Genomic DNA, 16,774 nt, shown 5'->3' on the forward strand with positions numbered 1-16,774 from the left:
TATTCAGCCAATACAAAGAAAAAACAATACAAGGTCGTTACCTGACTTTAGATCATATTCAACCTTTATTAGATAAACTAAATACCAATAACCAGGTACAAATAATTGGCAGATCGGTTTTAGACGAACCTATTTATAGTTATCAAATTGGAACCGGGGAAACACGTATATATCTTTGGTCGCAAATGCACGGAAACGAAAGCACTACCACAAAAGCATTGTTTGACTTTATTAATGTATTAAACAGCGGATCTGAAATTGCGGAGAAAATGCTTAAAACGTTTACGTTTTATTGTATCCCTATTTTAAATCCGGATGGCGCAAGGCTTTATACTCGTGAAAATGCCAATAAAATTGACTTAAACAGAGATTCTCAAAACCTGACTCAACCCGAAAGCAAGGTATTAAGAGAAGTTTTTGAAAGTTTCAAACCTCATTATTGTTTTAACCTGCATGATCAGCGTACTATATTTGGCGCAGGAGACACAGGCAAGCCTGCTACAGTTTCGTTTTTAGCTCCTTCTTATAATGAAGAAAGAGAGGTAAATGACAACCGTTTAAAAGCAATTAATGTAATTGCAGGTATTAATGATGTATTACAAAAGTATATTCCGGGGCAGGTAGGACGCTTTGATGACTCATTTAATATCAATTGCATAGGGGATACGTTTCAATTTTTAGGAGTACCAACAATTTTATTCGAAGCAGGGCATTTTCCTCATGATTACGAACGCGAAATCACTCGAAAGTTCATATTTTTCTCACTTTTTTCAAGTTTCGAACTCATTGGCGAAAACGATTTAGTTGATAATAGAATTAATGATTATTTGAATATTTCACAAAATAAAGTCGTTTTTTATGATTTTATGTATAAAAATATCAAAATAAATTATGATGGTATCGAAATTATTACGAATTTTGTCGCACAATACAAAGAAGAATTGATTGAAAATAAGATTCATTTTAACGCTTACATAGTTGAAGCGGGCGAATTGGAAAATTATTTTGGACATTATGAATACGATGCGAAAGGGGCAATTTATTCTGATGACTTTAGTGGTTTTCCGAAATCGAATCAAAAAGCAGATTTTTATTTAAATAAAAATGTTAAATTTGTTAACGGATTGATAAAAAGTTAATTTTTATGTGAATTTGTTGTTTTTTATATATATTTTTATACTTTGTAATAGCAATTAGTAATATTAATTAAAGAATTATGAGTAAATTTCGTTTAGATGAAGTAGATCACCAGATTTTAGATATGTTAATAGACAATACGAGAGTTCCGTTTACTGACATTGCAAAAAAACTATTGATATCTGCTGGTACAGTGCACGTTAGGGTTAAGAAAATGGAAGACGCAGGAATAATAATGGGTTCTTCATTGGCTTTGGATTACGATAAATTAGGGTATTCATTTATTGCATACGTAGGTGTGTTCCTTAATAATACGTCTCAAACTAAATTTGTATTAGAGCGAATCAATCAAATTCCGTTCGTAACAGTAGCTTCTGTAACGACAGGAAAATTCAACATCTTTTGCAAAATTAGAGCAAAAGACACTAAGCACGCAAAAGAAGTTATCTTCATGATCGATGATATCGATGGTGTTTACAGAACAGAAACTATGATTTCATTAGAAGAAAGTATCAACGATAAGAAGCGTTTGATGCATACTATTTTTAAAAATATGTAATTTTTTCTTGAATGCTATATTAAAATATAACCTCAAGTTTATTCTTGGGGTTTTTTTATGACTAATTAACCACAACTACAATAGATTATGTACACGTTACCTAAAATTGAACGCTTTAATCAAGATGTTCTTTCAAAATACCACATTTATAATAGTGTATTTATAACATTGCCTTTTGATTCTATAGATAACACAGGAGCTTTACTTCCTTTATTTACAGAGACATGCGAAACGGGATTTAAAAAACAAGAAACACCAAAAGAAATTTTCGATTTTTTCTCTAATCGATATTTAAACAACGCTACCGAAAAAGATAAAATCGATTTAATGTTTCGATTTATTCAGTACACAGAACGTCAGATTGTATTGTTTGATGCTATAGAAGACGCTGCTTTTCCGGAAGTTAATAATATGGAAGGGCGTGGATCTTTGCGCGATATCAAAGAGAAATCAGATGCTAAGGAGAAAGATGAGGAATTGATCGAATTCTTAGAAAATTTTAATGTTAGAACGGTTTTAACAGCGCATCCAACACAATTTTATCCTGGACCAGTTTTAGGAATTATAAATGATTTAACAGAAGCAATTCGTTTGAATGATTTATTAAAAATTAAAGAATTGTTAGCGCAATTAGGAAAAACACCTTTTATCCAAAACGAAAAACCAAATCCTTACGATGAAGCGGTTAGTTTGATCTGGTATTTAGAGAACGTTTTTTACGCTACTTCAGGCGAAATTGTTCATTATTTACAAAAAAATATTCTTGGAGGAAATGCGATTCAGAATCAATTAATAAAATTAGGGTTCTGGCCAGGAGGAGATCGTGACGGAAATCCTTTCGTTACTACTGAAATTACCCTTAAAGTTGCGGAACGTTTACGTACTTCGATTTTAAAGTGTTATTATATCGAAATGAGAAATTTAAAACGTAAGTTAACTTTCTCAGGAGTAGATACTTTGGTAGCTGAACTTGAACACAAACTTTATCGTTCAGTTTTTTATTCTAAAGGCGAAATTTACATCACTTTAGACGAGTTATTGACGCAATTAAATCTTATTCGCGATATTATAATCGAAAAGCATCAGTCTCTTTATTTAGATGATCTCGAAGCTTTTTTGGTAAAAATTAATCTTTTCGGTTTCCATTTTGCTACTTTAGATATTCGTCAGAATAGTAAAATTCATGATGCTGTATTCAAGGATGTAGTAAATCATTATTTGAATTCAGGTTCTGAAATATTTCCTTCAAATTATTTTGATTTAAGTGAAGAGGAAAAACTAGTTGTTTTATCTAAAGTTAAAGGCGAATTGAATCCGGCTGATTTTGAAAATGAAATTACAAGATCTACTTTAGAATCTGTTCAGGCAATTAAAACAATTCAGAATGCAAATGGTGAGTTTGGTGCGAATCGTTACATCATTAGCAATAATGAAAGCGCACTGAATGTAATGGAAACTTTTGCTATGATCCGCCTGAATAACTGGGAAAACCCAACTGTAGATATTATTCCACTTTTTGAATCTGTTGATGATTTGCAAAACGCACATCATATTATGGAGCAGTTGTATACTAATCCTGAATATTCTAAACACTTGCAAGTAAGAGGAAACAAACAAACAATCATGTTAGGTTTCTCTGACGGAACTAAAGATGGTGGTTATTTAATGGCGAACTGGAGTATTTATCAGGCTAAAATTGCACTTACAGAAATGTCTAGAAAATATGGCATTAAAGCTATTTTCTTTGACGGACGCGGTGGACCTCCGGCTCGTGGTGGAGGAAAAACGCACAAGTTTTACGCTTCTTTAGGACCAAAGATCGAGAATAACGAAATTCAGATTACTGTACAAGGACAAACAATCAGTTCTAATTTTGGAACTTTAGATTCTTGTCGTTATAATATCGAAAATTTATTGACTGCCGGTGTAACCAATCAGGTATTCAGTAAAGAAAAAAATGAGTTAAGCGCAGACGAAACTCAGATTTTGACGCAATTAGCAGATTTAGGTTATGAGAAATACTTAAGCTTTAAGAATCATCCGAAATTCATTCCGTATTTAGAGAAAATGAGTACGTTGAAATACTACTCTAAAACGAATATCGGAAGCCGTCCATCAAAAAGAAGCAAATCCGAATCATTAGATTTTGCTGATTTAAGAGCGATTCCTTTTGTAGGTTCATGGAGTCAATTGAAACAAAATGTACCTGGATTTTTTGGAGTAGGATCAGCATTAAAATATTTTGAAGAATCAGGACAATGGGATAAAGTACACGATTTGTATCACAATTCTTTATTCTTTAAAACGCTGCTTGAAAACAGTATGATGTCATTGGCAAAATCATTTTTACCTTTAACAGCTTACATGAGAAATGACGCTGAATTTGGTGAATTCTGGCAAATTATTTTTGATGAATTCCAGGAAACAAAACGTCTTTTATTGAAAATTGCAGGACACAAAACTCTTATGGAGAATTATCCTGATGGTATAGCATCGATTCAGGTAAGAGAGCGTATTGTATTGCCATTGTTGACAATACAACAATATGCTTTGTTAAGAATTAATGAATTGAACAAAGAAACTGAGATTGATGAAGAGTTGATAAAAGTGTACGAGAAAATCGTAACAAGATCACTTTTTGGAAACACGAATGCGAGTAGAAACTCTGCATAATTTTGATATTAAAGAATTGCAAAAAAAGTAAATATGAATTCAGATCAGTTATTAGAAACAGAATATTCAGGTCCTTTTGCTAATTATGTTCGCGAAGCCGGAGCAGTAAACTTAATTGAAGAGTTAGAAATTTCGCTTCATGATTTTATACGATTTGTACAAAATATTCCTTTGGATAAATTTGATTATCGTTACGCTGAAGGAAAATGGACAATCAAAGATATTATTCAGCATTTGATTGATTCCGAACGCGTTTTTACTTATCGCGCTTTGCGTTTTTCAAGAAATGACAAAACCGTTTTGCCAGGATTTGAAGAGAACGATTATGTAGACAATACGGCTGCTAATAAAAGAAGTATTCAGGAATTACTAACAGAACTTTCTGCTTTAAGACATTCAACTTTACTGTTTTACAAAAGTTTATCTGAAGAACAACTTAAAAGAGTTGGAACTGCTTCGTCGCATCAAATTTCAGCTGGCGCTTTAGGTTTTGTAATTATCGGACATCAAAAGCATCATCAAAAAGTCTTTGAAGAAAGGTATTTGTAAGTTTACTTTTTTAATATATAAAAATCCTGTGAAATTGATTCACAGGATTTTTTATGTTTTTTAAGTACGCACGTTTCAGTTTGTCATCCCGAGGAACGAGGGATCTTCGCTAGTAGCTCGATAATCTTTGTGTTAGTTTCTTGCGGAGATCCCTCGTTCCTCGGGATGACAACTAGACGAAAACATTATTATAAAAATAATTGCCCTAGCCCCGATAGAAGTGGAAATCCTTTTGTGGCGGTGTTCGCCACAAAAGATTACTTCGTCAGTTCGCTATCGCTCGGGTGGAACGCATAGCGGGATTAGCTCCTGAAAATTTGCATTAACTAATCTTTGTCGAATTTTTAGTGAGATTGCTTCGTTCCTCGCAATGACACTACTTATTCCTCTCGACAATAGCAAGTCCAAATCTAATTTTATCGTAAGACATTTTTTCTTCAAAATAATCAAAATAAGATCTAAGCGCAGTTGGGTATTCTAATTCTACTTGTGCTTTATGAAGTAGTTTTACCTCGTGATCAGAAACAAATTGAGTTAGATTTAAATCATGACCATCAACATATAATTTTGCTAAATGAGAAACAATCGTGGTTTGTCCGAGATTTCGTTTTTCTGCAATTTCTTCAACCGTGTCGCCACTTTCAAACATTTCTAAAGTTGTCTTATAGGTGTTGCCTTCTTTTTTTGCTTTGGCTTTTGTTTTTTTTGCATTTTCATAATACACAATCGCATCTATAAATTCCCGACCGTATTTTTCCAGTTTTACTTTACCAACACCATCAATTGCCAGAAATTCTTCGTCACTCATAGGACGAAAAGTTTCCATATGCCTTAACGCGGCATCACTAAAAATGACATAAGCAGGAACTTCTTCGTCTTTGGCAATTTCATAACGTAATTTTCGAAGAATTTCAAAAAGAGAACTTTTTGCTGCTTTAGGTTTAGTTTCCTTAATTTCGTTTTTGTCAATTACTTTTTTAACAACAGTATTTAGTTTTACTTTTTCGCCTTCGAACAAAACTTTCTTTGCAAAAGGAGTAAGCAAAATTTTATTGTGTTGATGAAAGGCAATTTCGCAATACCCTAAATTTATAAGCTGAATTAAATATTGATTCCAATCGTACCATGAAATGTCGGCGCCAATTCCGTACGTTTTTAGCTCTTGATAATTTTTTTCGTAGATATACGCGTTTCTCGAGCCACGCAAAAAATCTACAATTACAGCCAAAGGCTCAGATTCCTGTAATCGGCTAATTGCCGACAGTGCTTTTTGCGCGAGAATCGTACCATCGAAAAAAGTTGGAGGATTTTTGCAAATATCGCAGTTTCCGCAATTCTCTTTTACGAGCTCACCAAAGTACGAAAGCAGAATTTTTCTTCTGCAACTCAAAGCATCCGCATATTGTTTCATTCTTTCCAGTTTTGCCAACTGAACATCTGAATTCAATCCTTCTGAGGCAAATTTCTGAAGCTGAATTACATCAGCATAACTTTCAAACAAAATAGTTTCAGCCGGCAATCCGTCACGACCGGCACGACCAATTTCCTGATAATATCCTTCTATATTTTTTGGTAAGTTGTAATGAATCACCCAACGTACGTTTGACTTGTCGATCCCCATCCCGAAAGCAATGGTCGCACAAACTACCTGACAGTCATCATTAATAAACTCGTCCTGTGTTTTTGCACGAAGTTTATTTTCTAAACCGGCATGATATGCTTTTGCTTTTACTCCATTTTTTTGGAGTTTCAGCGCCAGTTCTTCGGTTGTTTTTCTGCTCAAGCAATAAACAATTCCGGATTCATTGGGTTTATTTTCAACAAAATCAATAATTTGTTTTACACGATCTAATGCGGGACGAACTTCGAGACTTAAGTTTTTTCGATCAAACGAAGCGACAAAAGTTTTTGGGTTTCTTAAATTTAATTGTTTTGTTATATCTGTTCGCGTTGCTTTATCTGCTGTCGCAGTCAAAGCCAGAACAGGAGTAGAAGGAAAGCGGCTTTTTAAATATCCCAAATTGGTATACGCCGGACGAAAATCATGTCCCCAGGATGAAATACAATGCGCTTCGTCAATTGCAATTAAGCTGATTGTTAATTCATTAAAAACAACATCAAGATAAGAAAGACTTTCAGGTGCAATATAAACGAGTTTGAATTTATTTGATTTTAGATTATCAATATAAAATTGCTGTTCTTCACTCGATTGACTACTATTGATATAACAGGCATTTATTCCGTTGGTTTTCAAGCTATCGACCTGATCTTTCATCAGGGCAATTAGAGGAGAAATAACAATGGTAATTCCGGGTAAAACCAAAGCAGGTAGCTGAAAACAAATTGATTTTCCGCCACCAGTTGGCATTATCACTAAGGTATCCTGACCAGAAAGTATGGTATTGATGATAGTTTCCTGATTGGGTCTGAATTTTTCGAAACCGAAATTTTCTTTTAGTTTGGCGTGTAAAATTTCTGAATTCATAAGGCTGATATTTAATAATTTCTCAATATAATAAAAAGTTCAAATATAATATTTTTCTTATATTTAAGAATATGATTTTGTAGAATTAATAAAAAAAGGAACCCAAATAGAGTTCCTTTAATTTATTTAGAAAGATAAAAATTAATCTTCGTCGTCTTCATCATCTTCATCAGCAATATCATCCGGATCTTTATCCTCATCGTCATCATCATCTCCGCCATCAGTATCTGGTTTGTCTATCGCATCATCATCGTCATCGTCATCGCTATCATCGTCAAGATCAAGACCTTTTACTGGTTCGATTGTATCAACATCAAGATCGATGTCGTCATCTTCATCGTAATTCTCGATTCTGTCAGCAAGTTTAGTACTAATTTTTACTAAATAAATAGTGTCTTCAGTACGAACTTCAACAGCTTCGATCAATTCGTTTTTAGCATTTCTAAAACGGATTACATCCGAATCATCATAACCATCAGGAAATTTCTCTACCAAAAGGTTCAAAATTTCGTTGGTAAGTTTAGCGTAGTCTACTATAACTCTTTTCATAAATATCCTATAAATCTAATAAGTAAGCAAAAATTAACGGAGCAACGATCGTAGCATCCGACTCAATAATAAATTTTGGAGTTTTAATATCTAATTTACCCCAAGTAATTTTCTCGTTTGGAACAGCTCCGGAATATGACCCGTAACTTGTTGTTGAATCTGAAATCTGACAGAAATAACTCCAAAACGGAATATCATGCATTTCCATATCCTGATACAACATTGGTACCACACAAATAGGAAAATCTCCTGCAATACCACCACCAATTTGGAAAAATCCAATTCCGTTTGTGCTATTTTTTGGATACCAATCTGCAAGGAATGTCATGTATTCAATTCCTGACTTCATAGTAGAAGCTTTTAAATCTCCTTTGATTACGTATGAAGCAAAGATGTTCCCCATCGTACTATCTTCCCATCCTGGCACAATAATAGGTAAGTTTTTCTCTGCAGCTGCATACATCCAGCTATCTTTTAGATCTATTTCGTAATATTCTTCTAAAACTCCGGATAACAACATTTTATACATGAATTCATGCGGAAAATAACGTTCTCCTTTGTCATCAGCATCTTTCCAGATTTTGTAAATGTGTTTTTGTAAACGACGGAATGCTTCGTGCTCAGGAATACAAGTATCTGTAACACGGTTTAACCCTCTTTCAAGTAAAGCCCATTCGTCTTCTGGTGTTAAATCACGGTAGTTAGGCACTCTTTCGTAGTGAGAGTGTGCTACTAAATTCATGATATCTTCTTCTAGATTGGCTCCAGTACATGAAATAATCTGTACTTTATCTTGTCTAATTATTTCGGCAAAAATTTTACCAATTTCTGCTGTACTCATAGCGCCAGCCATACTTACCATCATTTTAGCACCATTTGCTAATTGTTGTTCGTATGCTTTTGCAGCATCAACTAAAGAAGCAGAGTTAAAGTGTAGATAATGTTTTTCAATAAACTGACTGATTGGTCCTTTCATTTTGCTTTTGTTTTTTTGTTTTTTTTTGAATTAAAAGTTTAACCTTTTAGATGGTACTGCAAATTAATAATTTTATAGATATTAACATTTAATTTACAGGTTTTTTTTTATACTTTTTTAGTATATCCTAAAATCTTCAATACATCGTCAGAAGTTTGCTGTTCTGAGAAAACTTCAGTTGCTAAAATGCCGTTTTCGTCGCGATCTATCAAAATATGTTTAGGCTGCGGAATCAAACAGTGGTGTAAACCTCCGTATCCTCCAATGGTTTCCTGATACGCACCAGTATTAAAGAAACCAATATACAATGGCTTTTCTTTGTTGTATTTAGGCAAATAAATGGCGTTCATATTTTGCTCTGAATTGTAATAATCGTCACTATCACAAGTCAAACCTCCTAATAAAACCCGCTCGTAAGTATCGTTCCAACGGTTGACCGCCAGCATGATAAAACGTTTGTTTATAGCCCAAGTATCCGGCAAAGTAGTAATGAAAGACGAATCGATCATATTCCATTTTTCTCTATCATTTTGTTGTTTTTGATACAAAATCTGATAGATAGCGCCACCGCTTTCACCTACAGTAAAAGATCCAAATTCTGTAAAGATATTAGGAACGTCAACTTCGGCTTCATCGCATGCTATTTTAATCTGATTTATAATTTCATCAATCATATATTGGTAATCATATTCGAATGCCAATGAGTTTTTAATAGGGAAACCACCTCCAATGTTCAAGCCATCAAGAGTAGGGCATTCCTTTTTAAGCGCAATGTATACTTTAATACATTTTACCAACTCATTCCAGTAATATGATGTATCGTTTATTCCGGTATTAATGAAAAAGTGAAGCATTTTAAGCTCTAACTTGTCATTTTCCTGAATTTGTTTTTTATAGAAAGAAACTATGTTTTTGTATCCAATACCTAATCTTGATGTATAAAACTCAAATTTAGGTTCTTCTTCGGCTGCAATACGAATTCCGATTTTAAATTTTCCTTTAATCTCAGCCTGAAGCAAATCAAGTTCTTCGTAATTATCAATAATCGGAATAGTATTTTTGTGTCCGCTATTGATTAATCGTGCAATATTAGTGATGTATTCGTCTCTTTTAAATCCGTTACAAATAACATATGTACTTTTGTTGATTTTACCATTTTCAAGCAAATTCTCTACAATATTAACATCAAAAGCTGATGATGTTTCGATGTGAATGTTATTCTTGAAAGCTTCATTCATAATGTATTCAAAATGAGAGCTTTTTGTGCAATAACAATAGTAATATTTTGCGTCGTATTTGTTTTTTTCCATCGATTTTCTGAACCAGGCTTTTGCCTTATTAATATTTTCAGAAATCTGTGGTAAATAGGTAAATTTTAATGGCGTACCGTATTGTTCAACTAATTTCATCAAATCGATATTGTGAAATTGTAAGTTGTCTTTGTTTAATTTAAATTCCGTTTGTGGAAAGTAGTAAGTTTGATTAATTAGATCAGAATATTTTGTATTCATTTAGTTTTCGATATTAAGAATTGTGATTTTTTTTATTTAGTAAACTGTGCTAAATCTAAAATTCAAACCCTAATATTTGCAAATACAATTTGCAGTTTTTCATGTTCTGCTTTTGAGTACAAAAAAACGTCGCAATAAAACGGACTTTTACTTGTATAAAAACGGTTCAACATCCTTAGCAAGGAACTATTGAGCCGGTTTCTATAAGAACTAAATTGTCTTTGTTTATTGTTTGTTTTCATCGTGGCAAATGTAAAAAATAATATATACCTAAAGCAAAGCTTTTTATTAAAAAAAGTTTAAGATTTATAATCTTGAAACGCGTCTAGAATCAATTTATTTTCAACGGATTGATTAATTTTTATTTTTCCGATTCCTTCAATTAAGGCAAATTGTATCAAACCGTATTCATTTTTTTTGTCGTGAATTAGCAATTCTAAGATCGGATCGATGTCATTTTCTTCGATTATTACATCATCATAAATGCTTTTAATTGCCGTTTTAATTTCGGCATATTCTGCCGCTGTAATTAAGTTTTTATACAAAGAGATATAACTTTCTAAAATCATACCGATCGCAATGGCCTCACCATGTAACAATGTTTTCTTTGATTCACTTTCTAAAAAATAACCTTCGATAGCATGTCCTAAAGTATGACCAAAATTTAATGCTTTACGAATATTTTTTTCTGTTGGATCCTGAATTACAATTTCATTCTTAATTTCTACAGAACGGTAAATTAATTCATCAAAATCAGCAAAATCAATCGCATTTAGATCTAAAAACTGTTTCCAGTAAGCTGCATCATATATTAAACCATGCTTAAGCATTTCAGCCAATCCTGAACGCATTTCGCTTTGTGGTAAAGTTTCAAGATAATCTGTATCAATTAATACCATTTGAGGTACGTTAATAACACCTATTTGGTTTTTAAGATTCCCTAAGTCAACACCAGTTTTCCCTCCAACAGAAGCATCAACCATAGATAATAGGGTAGTAGGTATATTAATAAAGTCAACTCCACGCTTGAAGGTAGAAGCTACAAATCCTCCTAAATCAGTAACAACACCGCCACCAAGATTAATAACAAGCGATTTTCTATCCGCACCAAGTTCTGTAAGCACTTTCCAGATTTCGATACAAGTATCAATATTTTTATTTATTTCGCCAGATTCAAATTCAACAATTTCTATAGTCAGATCAGTTTCAAGTAAAGGCAAAAACTTTGGTAAACAATGCTCATTTGTTTCATTATCAACTATAATAAACAAATTAGAGTATTTGTTTTCTTTTAAATGATTATTTAGGGCTTCGTAGGCATTTTGGTTAAAATGTACCAGATAATTGTTCGCTTGAATTGATTGCATATTTCCGTAGTTAATTGAAACCGCAAAATAAGGCATTTTTAAGGAAATAATATTCAAAGTTTTGTGCTAATTTGTTTTATAATGAATGATTCTAATTAAGATTTCTGCCCGTGATTTTATTTTTTGACAAATAATATTTCATAATAAAGTAAACTCTTACTTAATAAATTTAGTTCTCGCATAATTTTGTTAACGATATTAAAAATTATGGTATGTTTTAGTAAATAATATTCAAAACTCTATCTATATTTGCATAAAAAACTGACCTTAATGGAAAAAATATTCGATAACACTCAAGTTGCATTTTCGTTAAAAAGCGATACAGAACTTGATAGAGCTTATTTTCTTTTTAAAATGATCGACAGCCAACCTTTAGTAAGGATAGGAACTGCTGTTACCAATTTTGCTATAAAAGCAAATCTTCCGGTAGAAGGATTAATTCGTGCAACTGTTTTTGACCATTTTTGTGGTGGTGTAAACGAAAATGATTGTATTACAGTAGTAGACAAAATGTTTACCAAAGGCGTTTCGTCTGTACTGGATTATTCTGTTGAAGGAAAAGAAGAAGAAGAGCAGTTTGATGCTGCTTTAGAAATGACTTTAAAAACGATAGAATTTGCTAAAGAACGTTTAGCGATTCCGTTTGCTGTATTTAAACCAACAGGTTTTGGTCGTTTTGAATTGTATGAAAAATTAGGAGAAAAACAAACCTTAACTCCTGCAGAAAAAGCAGAATGGGATAGAGTAGTAGCTCGTTTTGATCATGTTTGTGGTGAAGCACACAAAAAAGATGTGGCTTTATTAATTGACGGTGAAGAAAGCTGGATGCAGGATGCTGCTGATGATTTGGTTACCGAAATGATGCGCAAATACAACAAAGAAAAAGCAATCGTTTTTAATACTTTGCAAATGTACCGTTGGGATCGTTTGGATTATTTGAAAAACTTACATGAAGTAGCTAAAAAAGAAGGTTTCTTTATAGGTATGAAGCTGGTTCGTGGTGCTTATATGGAAAAAGAAAACAAAAGAGCGGAAGAGAAAAATTATGTTTCGCCAATTTGTGTTTCTAAAGAAGCTACAGATATTAATTATGATGCTGCTGTACATTATATGTTAGAGCATTTAGAGATAATGTCAATTTTTGCAGGAACTCACAACGAATTGAGTTCTTATAAATTGATGGAAATGATGCAGGAAAAAGGAATTGCCAAAAATGATAATAAAATCTGGTTTGGACAATTGTACGGAATGAGCGATAATATTAGTTACAACCTTGCCGAAAACGGTTACAATGTGGCTAAATATTTGCCATTTGGACCTGTAAAAGATGTTATGCCGTACTTGATTCGTCGTGCTGAAGAAAATACTTCGGTTGCAGGACAAACAAGCCGCGAATTATCTATGATCAAGGCAGAACGTAAACGTAGAAAAGGGAAATAATCTCAGTCACAGTCACAGTTTACAGTAATAAAAAAATCCAAATTCCAATTGTTATGAATGGAATTTGGATTTTTTTTATTGAAATTTTTAAGTCTTTTTAGAAAGAAACCTGGCATTGTAAAACTACCATTCCTAAACGATCACTCTGAACGTATTTAGGATTTAAAAGGGATTTATCATAAACAGCTCTGTTTTGGTAATTCAAACTGAATTTTGGTCCAAAAGTTCCTGTTGTATAATAATTGGCTCCAATTTCATACATCGCCATTGGAGTATTTAAAGCTTCTAAATCTGCAACTTGTGCAGCTAAATAAGGCTGAAAACGGCCTTTGCTTGATGCATTTTCTGAGTTTTTGAATAAATATCCAACTTGTGCGTAATAGATATTTCCTGTTCCAACGCCAATAAATCCAGTTCCTGAACCATTTAACAAAGCAGGATCTGCAATCGCAGGATTTGGAATAGAGATAAACTGAGTATAGTTTTTTCCGTATTGTGCATTATTATACGCTGCATAAGCCGTAATTGCCGAACCATTATCGCCAATTGGACTATCGTAGAAAACATCTAATCCAAGAACTTTCATGTCATCATGATGCACCAAACCTGAACCATCAGTATCCAAACGCCACATCGCATTGGCTTGCGTCATATAACCCAATCCAAGATTAAAAACTTTTTTAGTTCCTAAATAGGTTCCTCTGTTATAAGCTTCAAGATTTTGTTCTTTTTCTAAAAAATGATACGTCAAAATCCCGGCAAATTGCGCTCTTGGAGTTTCCGGACTTACAGAAGAATTAAAACCAATATTGGTATTTGTATTTCTATAAGGATTCGTAACGGCAACTCTATAACTTAAATCCCCTAAATATCCTTTTGCATATATACTAAGATTACGATTGCCAAAAGTAGAGGATATATTAGCAATTTGCTGATACATTGGCGTATCTAAACTCAATTGAGTTGCTGAACTGTTTGATGAATAACGCGTTGTTCCGGATCCCCAGCTCGTTAAACCTCCACCAATATGAAGTTTATCGCTAAAATGATATTCTCCCAAAGCATCCATAACTGAAAGCGGCGCATTTGAAGGTCCGTTATTTTGAGTGAAATTGATGTTGTTTTGACCTAACTGAAGATGAAAAAAGATATTGTCCGTAAGCATTCCCATTGCCTGTAAGCGCAAACGCCTGATCACAATATCATAAGCGTCATTTACTTCTGTGGTTCCGATTTTGCTATTAGGATTTAGTTCTGAATACCTTCCCCAAACCTGAAGATTCATTCCGAATTTGATGTATTTTGAACCGTCAGGGGTAATGTTTACAACGTTAAAAGGTTTTTCCTGAGCAAGAACACTAATGGTGTTTAAAATAATAAATAGTAAAATTAAAGCGAGTCTTAAATGTGGCATTTAGTTGTATTTAAAATTAATTATAGGCATTTAGTTTTTTAATAGTTGCTAAACTGAAGATTACTTAGGTTTTTATAAGTACCATTTTCAAGATTAATTAATTCCTGATGTGTACCTTCTTCTGTTATTTCTCCATTATCTAAAACTAAAATTTTATCAGCATTTCTAATAGTCGATAGGCGGTGAGCAATAATAATACTTGTTCTTCCTTCCATCAATACTTCTAACGCTTCCTGAACTAATTTTTCACTTTCACTATCTAAAGAGGATGTCGCCTCGTCTAAAATTAAAATACTTGGGTTTTTAAGCAATGCTCTCGCAATTGCAATACGCTGACGTTGTCCGCCAGACAATTTCACACCACGTTCTCCCACAACTGTTTCGAATTTTTCAGGGAAACCTTCCACAAAATTCAAAGCATTGGCTTGTTTTGCAGCCAGCATAATTTCTTCATCTGTTGCATCCGGTTTTCCGTAGGCAATGTTTTCTTTAATAGTTCCTCCAAATAGAATAACATCCTGAGGAACAATACTCATATTACCACGAAGATTTTCTAAATCATAATCGTAAATGTTTTTTCCGTCAACCGTGATTTCTCCTGATTCTATATCGTAAAAACGTAATAATAAAGAAGAAATAGTCGATTTTCCGGCACCGCTTGGTCCTACAATGGCTATTTTTTGCCCGAATTCAGCAGTAAAATTTACATCTTTTAAAACTTGCACTTCTTTTCTTGACGGATAACTAAAAGCAACATTTTTGAAAGAAACATTTCCTTTGATTTTCTCTAATGGAGTAGCGTTTTGTGTTGCATTTATTTTCTCCGGAGTTTCTTCTAATAATTCAAAAACTCTTTCGGTAGCACCAATCGCTTTTTGAATTTGCGCATATAATTCGGCAATTCCTCCAAAAGAAGCGCCCACAAATGTAGAATACAATACAAACGAGATTAATTGACCAACGCTCATTTCGCCGGCAATACTTAAACGCACACCATACCAAACTACAGCAACGATGGCTCCAAACAAACAGAAAATAATAAATGATGCAAAATAACCACGGTATTTACCGCCTTTGATTGCCAGTTTTACCACTTCGCTAATTTTACCTTTATAACGGGCAACTTCGTACCATTCGTTGGCAAATGCTTTTACAATACTTATTCCCTGCATTGTTTCTTCAACAATTACCTGGCTTTCTGCTACCTGATCTTGTACTTGTTTAGAATATTTTCTAATAAAACGACCAAATATTACCGCTGCCACAGCTACTAACGGAACTACGGCCAACATTAATAAAGTCAATTTAAAGCTTTCTGTAGCCAATAAAATAACTCCACCAATAATAAGTATAAATTGACGCAGAAACTCTGCAATTGTAGAAGTTAAAGTATCCTGAATCTGAGTAATATCTGCACTAATACGGCTGTTTAGTTCTCCAACTCTTTTTTGAGAGAAAAACGTCATTGGTAATTTTACCAAATTAGTATACAAGGACAAACGTAAATTGGCCAATGTGTTTTCGGTAAAATTAACGAACAATGATAACCTGAAGAAAGAACAGAAAGATTGTAAAAACAATATCACGATTAAACCTAATGCTATTTGATTGGCCTGATCGTTATTTTTGTTTTTTACACAGTCAATCAGCATTCCCATTAATTTAGGAAAGGCGAGGGCAGTGGCTCCGGTTAATAAAAGAAAAACCAAACCAACATAAAATTTCCATTGGTGTTTTCCGGCGTATTTGAATATTATGGTTGCTTTGTTAAGTGAAGTAGCGGTAATTTTTGATTTTGGTAAATCATTTTCTTTAAATCTTGCCATTTGAGTATACAATTAAGGTATGCAAATATAGGATTATAGCAAGTGAACACAAAGTAATATTATAAATTAGGCCTCAGGATTTCATTTTTTAACTAAAAGCCTAAAAAAATCAGTTTTTCTTTCTTTTTTAATTAACTGAATAATAGATTAATAAAAATAAAGGTTAAAATAAAATGATTTTTTTTTGAATTTATAGTTGAAAATACAAAATCTAGCTATACATTTGCATGGCAATCACAAACGATAGCAACCTAGTAAAATAGGGCGATTAGCTCAGCTGGTTCAGAG

The 16,774-nt window shown here is 33.2% G+C and carries 12 protein-coding genes; 5 read left to right on the forward strand and 7 right to left on the reverse strand.

The features are described from left to right. From FLACOL7796_RS22200 to FLACOL7796_RS22215, 4 genes are all read left to right on the forward strand, one after another. Positions 1 to 1,139: M14 family metallopeptidase (locus FLACOL7796_RS22200; RefSeq protein ID WP_173972969.1), on the forward strand; the 1,139-nt coding region annotated here is incomplete at its 5' end. 77 nt (positions 1,140 to 1,216) lie between these two features. Beyond that, a complete protein-coding gene (locus tag FLACOL7796_RS22205) occupies positions 1,217 to 1,696 on the forward strand; it encodes an Lrp/AsnC family transcriptional regulator (protein ID WP_008468989.1) in 480 nt (159 codons plus the stop codon). Between the two features lie 87 nt (positions 1,697 to 1,783). Continuing rightward, on the forward strand, positions 1,784 to 4,369 hold the full coding sequence (locus tag FLACOL7796_RS22210; protein ID WP_173972970.1) for a phosphoenolpyruvate carboxylase: 2,586 nt from the start codon (positions 1,784 to 1,786) through the stop codon (positions 4,367 to 4,369). Between the two features lie 33 nt (positions 4,370 to 4,402). Beyond that, a complete protein-coding gene (locus FLACOL7796_RS22215) occupies positions 4,403 to 4,918 on the forward strand; it encodes a DinB family protein (RefSeq protein WP_173972971.1) in 516 nt (171 codons plus the stop codon). Between the two features lie 376 nt (positions 4,919 to 5,294). Here FLACOL7796_RS22215 and recQ read toward each other — a convergent pair whose 3' ends face one another. The 5 genes from recQ to aroB all read right to left on the reverse strand — a co-directional run bounded on the left by recQ (position 5,295) and on the right by aroB (position 11,806). Then, complete coding sequence (gene recQ, locus FLACOL7796_RS22220; RefSeq protein ID WP_173972972.1) at positions 5,295 to 7,403, reverse strand: DNA helicase RecQ; 2,109 nt, start codon at positions 7,401 to 7,403, stop codon at positions 5,295 to 5,297. A gap of 141 nt (positions 7,404 to 7,544) precedes the next feature. Further along, positions 7,545 to 7,952, reverse strand: coding sequence for a DNA primase (locus FLACOL7796_RS22225; protein ID WP_065450201.1), 408 nt, complete (start codon positions 7,950 to 7,952; stop codon positions 7,545 to 7,547). Between the two features lie 7 nt (positions 7,953 to 7,959). Then, positions 7,960 to 8,928 carry a deoxyhypusine synthase family protein gene (locus FLACOL7796_RS22230; RefSeq protein WP_007811609.1) on the reverse strand — a complete coding sequence of 323 codons (969 nt, stop codon included), beginning with the start codon at positions 8,926 to 8,928 and terminating at the stop codon, positions 7,960 to 7,962. Positions 8,929 to 9,035: 107 nt separating this feature from the next. Beyond that, complete coding sequence (locus FLACOL7796_RS22235) at positions 9,036 to 10,439, reverse strand: type III PLP-dependent enzyme domain-containing protein (RefSeq protein ID WP_055092150.1); 1,404 nt, start codon at positions 10,437 to 10,439, stop codon at positions 9,036 to 9,038. Positions 10,440 to 10,738: 299 nt separating this feature from the next. After that, the gene (aroB, locus tag FLACOL7796_RS22240) at positions 10,739 to 11,806 is read right to left on the reverse strand and encodes a 3-dehydroquinate synthase (protein WP_173972973.1); all 1,068 of its coding nucleotides are present in this window, start codon (positions 11,804 to 11,806) and stop codon (positions 10,739 to 10,741) included. Positions 11,807 to 12,076: 270 nt separating this feature from the next. On the opposite strand from aroB, the gene FLACOL7796_RS22245 reads away from it, so the two are divergent. Continuing rightward, positions 12,077 to 13,246 carry a proline dehydrogenase family protein gene (locus tag FLACOL7796_RS22245; RefSeq protein WP_173972974.1) on the forward strand — a complete coding sequence of 390 codons (1,170 nt, stop codon included), beginning with the start codon at positions 12,077 to 12,079 and terminating at the stop codon, positions 13,244 to 13,246. A 97-nt stretch (positions 13,247 to 13,343) separates the two neighbouring features. Here the strand turns inward: FLACOL7796_RS22245 and FLACOL7796_RS22250 are convergent, their stop codons facing one another. Both FLACOL7796_RS22250 and FLACOL7796_RS22255 read right to left on the reverse strand, forming a co-directional pair. Then, complete coding sequence (locus FLACOL7796_RS22250) at positions 13,344 to 14,660, reverse strand: porin family protein (protein WP_173972975.1); 1,317 nt, start codon at positions 14,658 to 14,660, stop codon at positions 13,344 to 13,346. Positions 14,661 to 14,698: 38 nt separating this feature from the next. Continuing rightward, the gene (locus FLACOL7796_RS22255) at positions 14,699 to 16,486 is read right to left on the reverse strand and encodes an ABC transporter ATP-binding protein (RefSeq protein WP_173972976.1); all 1,788 of its coding nucleotides are present in this window, start codon (positions 16,484 to 16,486) and stop codon (positions 14,699 to 14,701) included. Positions 16,487 to 16,774: the final 288 nt, after the last annotated feature.

It is taken from the genome of Flavobacterium bizetiae, from assembly GCF_902804475.1.
In the GTDB taxonomy this organism is placed as follows: Bacteria; Bacteroidota; Bacteroidia; order Flavobacteriales; family Flavobacteriaceae; genus Flavobacterium; species Flavobacterium bizetiae.

What these genes read in the sequence shown, in the direction of transcription:
- FLACOL7796_RS22205 (WP_008468989.1), top strand. Translation starts at nt 1,217, where the DNA reads ATGAGTAAATTTCGTTTAGATGAAGTAGATCACCAGATTTTAGATATG.
- FLACOL7796_RS22210 (WP_173972970.1), top strand. Translation starts at nt 1,784, where the DNA reads ATGTACACGTTACCTAAAATTGAACGCTTTAATCAAGATGTTCTTTCA.
- FLACOL7796_RS22215 (WP_173972971.1), top strand. Translation starts at nt 4,403, where the DNA reads ATGAATTCAGATCAGTTATTAGAAACAGAATATTCAGGTCCTTTTGCT.
- recQ (WP_173972972.1), bottom strand. Translation starts at nt 7,403, where the DNA reads ATGAATTCAGAAATTTTACACGCCAAACTAAAAGAAAATTTCGGTTTC.
- FLACOL7796_RS22225 (WP_065450201.1), bottom strand. Translation starts at nt 7,952, where the DNA reads ATGAAAAGAGTTATAGTAGACTACGCTAAACTTACCAACGAAATTTTG.
- FLACOL7796_RS22230 (WP_007811609.1), bottom strand. Translation starts at nt 8,928, where the DNA reads ATGAAAGGACCAATCAGTCAGTTTATTGAAAAACATTATCTACACTTT.
- FLACOL7796_RS22235 (WP_055092150.1), bottom strand. Translation starts at nt 10,439, where the DNA reads ATGAATACAAAATATTCTGATCTAATTAATCAAACTTACTACTTTCCA.
- aroB (WP_173972973.1), bottom strand. Translation starts at nt 11,806, where the DNA reads ATGCAATCAATTCAAGCGAACAATTATCTGGTACATTTTAACCAAAAT.
- FLACOL7796_RS22245 (WP_173972974.1), top strand. Translation starts at nt 12,077, where the DNA reads ATGGAAAAAATATTCGATAACACTCAAGTTGCATTTTCGTTAAAAAGC.
- FLACOL7796_RS22250 (WP_173972975.1), bottom strand. Translation starts at nt 14,660, where the DNA reads ATGCCACATTTAAGACTCGCTTTAATTTTACTATTTATTATTTTAAAC.
- FLACOL7796_RS22255 (WP_173972976.1), bottom strand. Translation starts at nt 16,486, where the DNA reads ATGGCAAGATTTAAAGAAAATGATTTACCAAAATCAAAAATTACCGCT.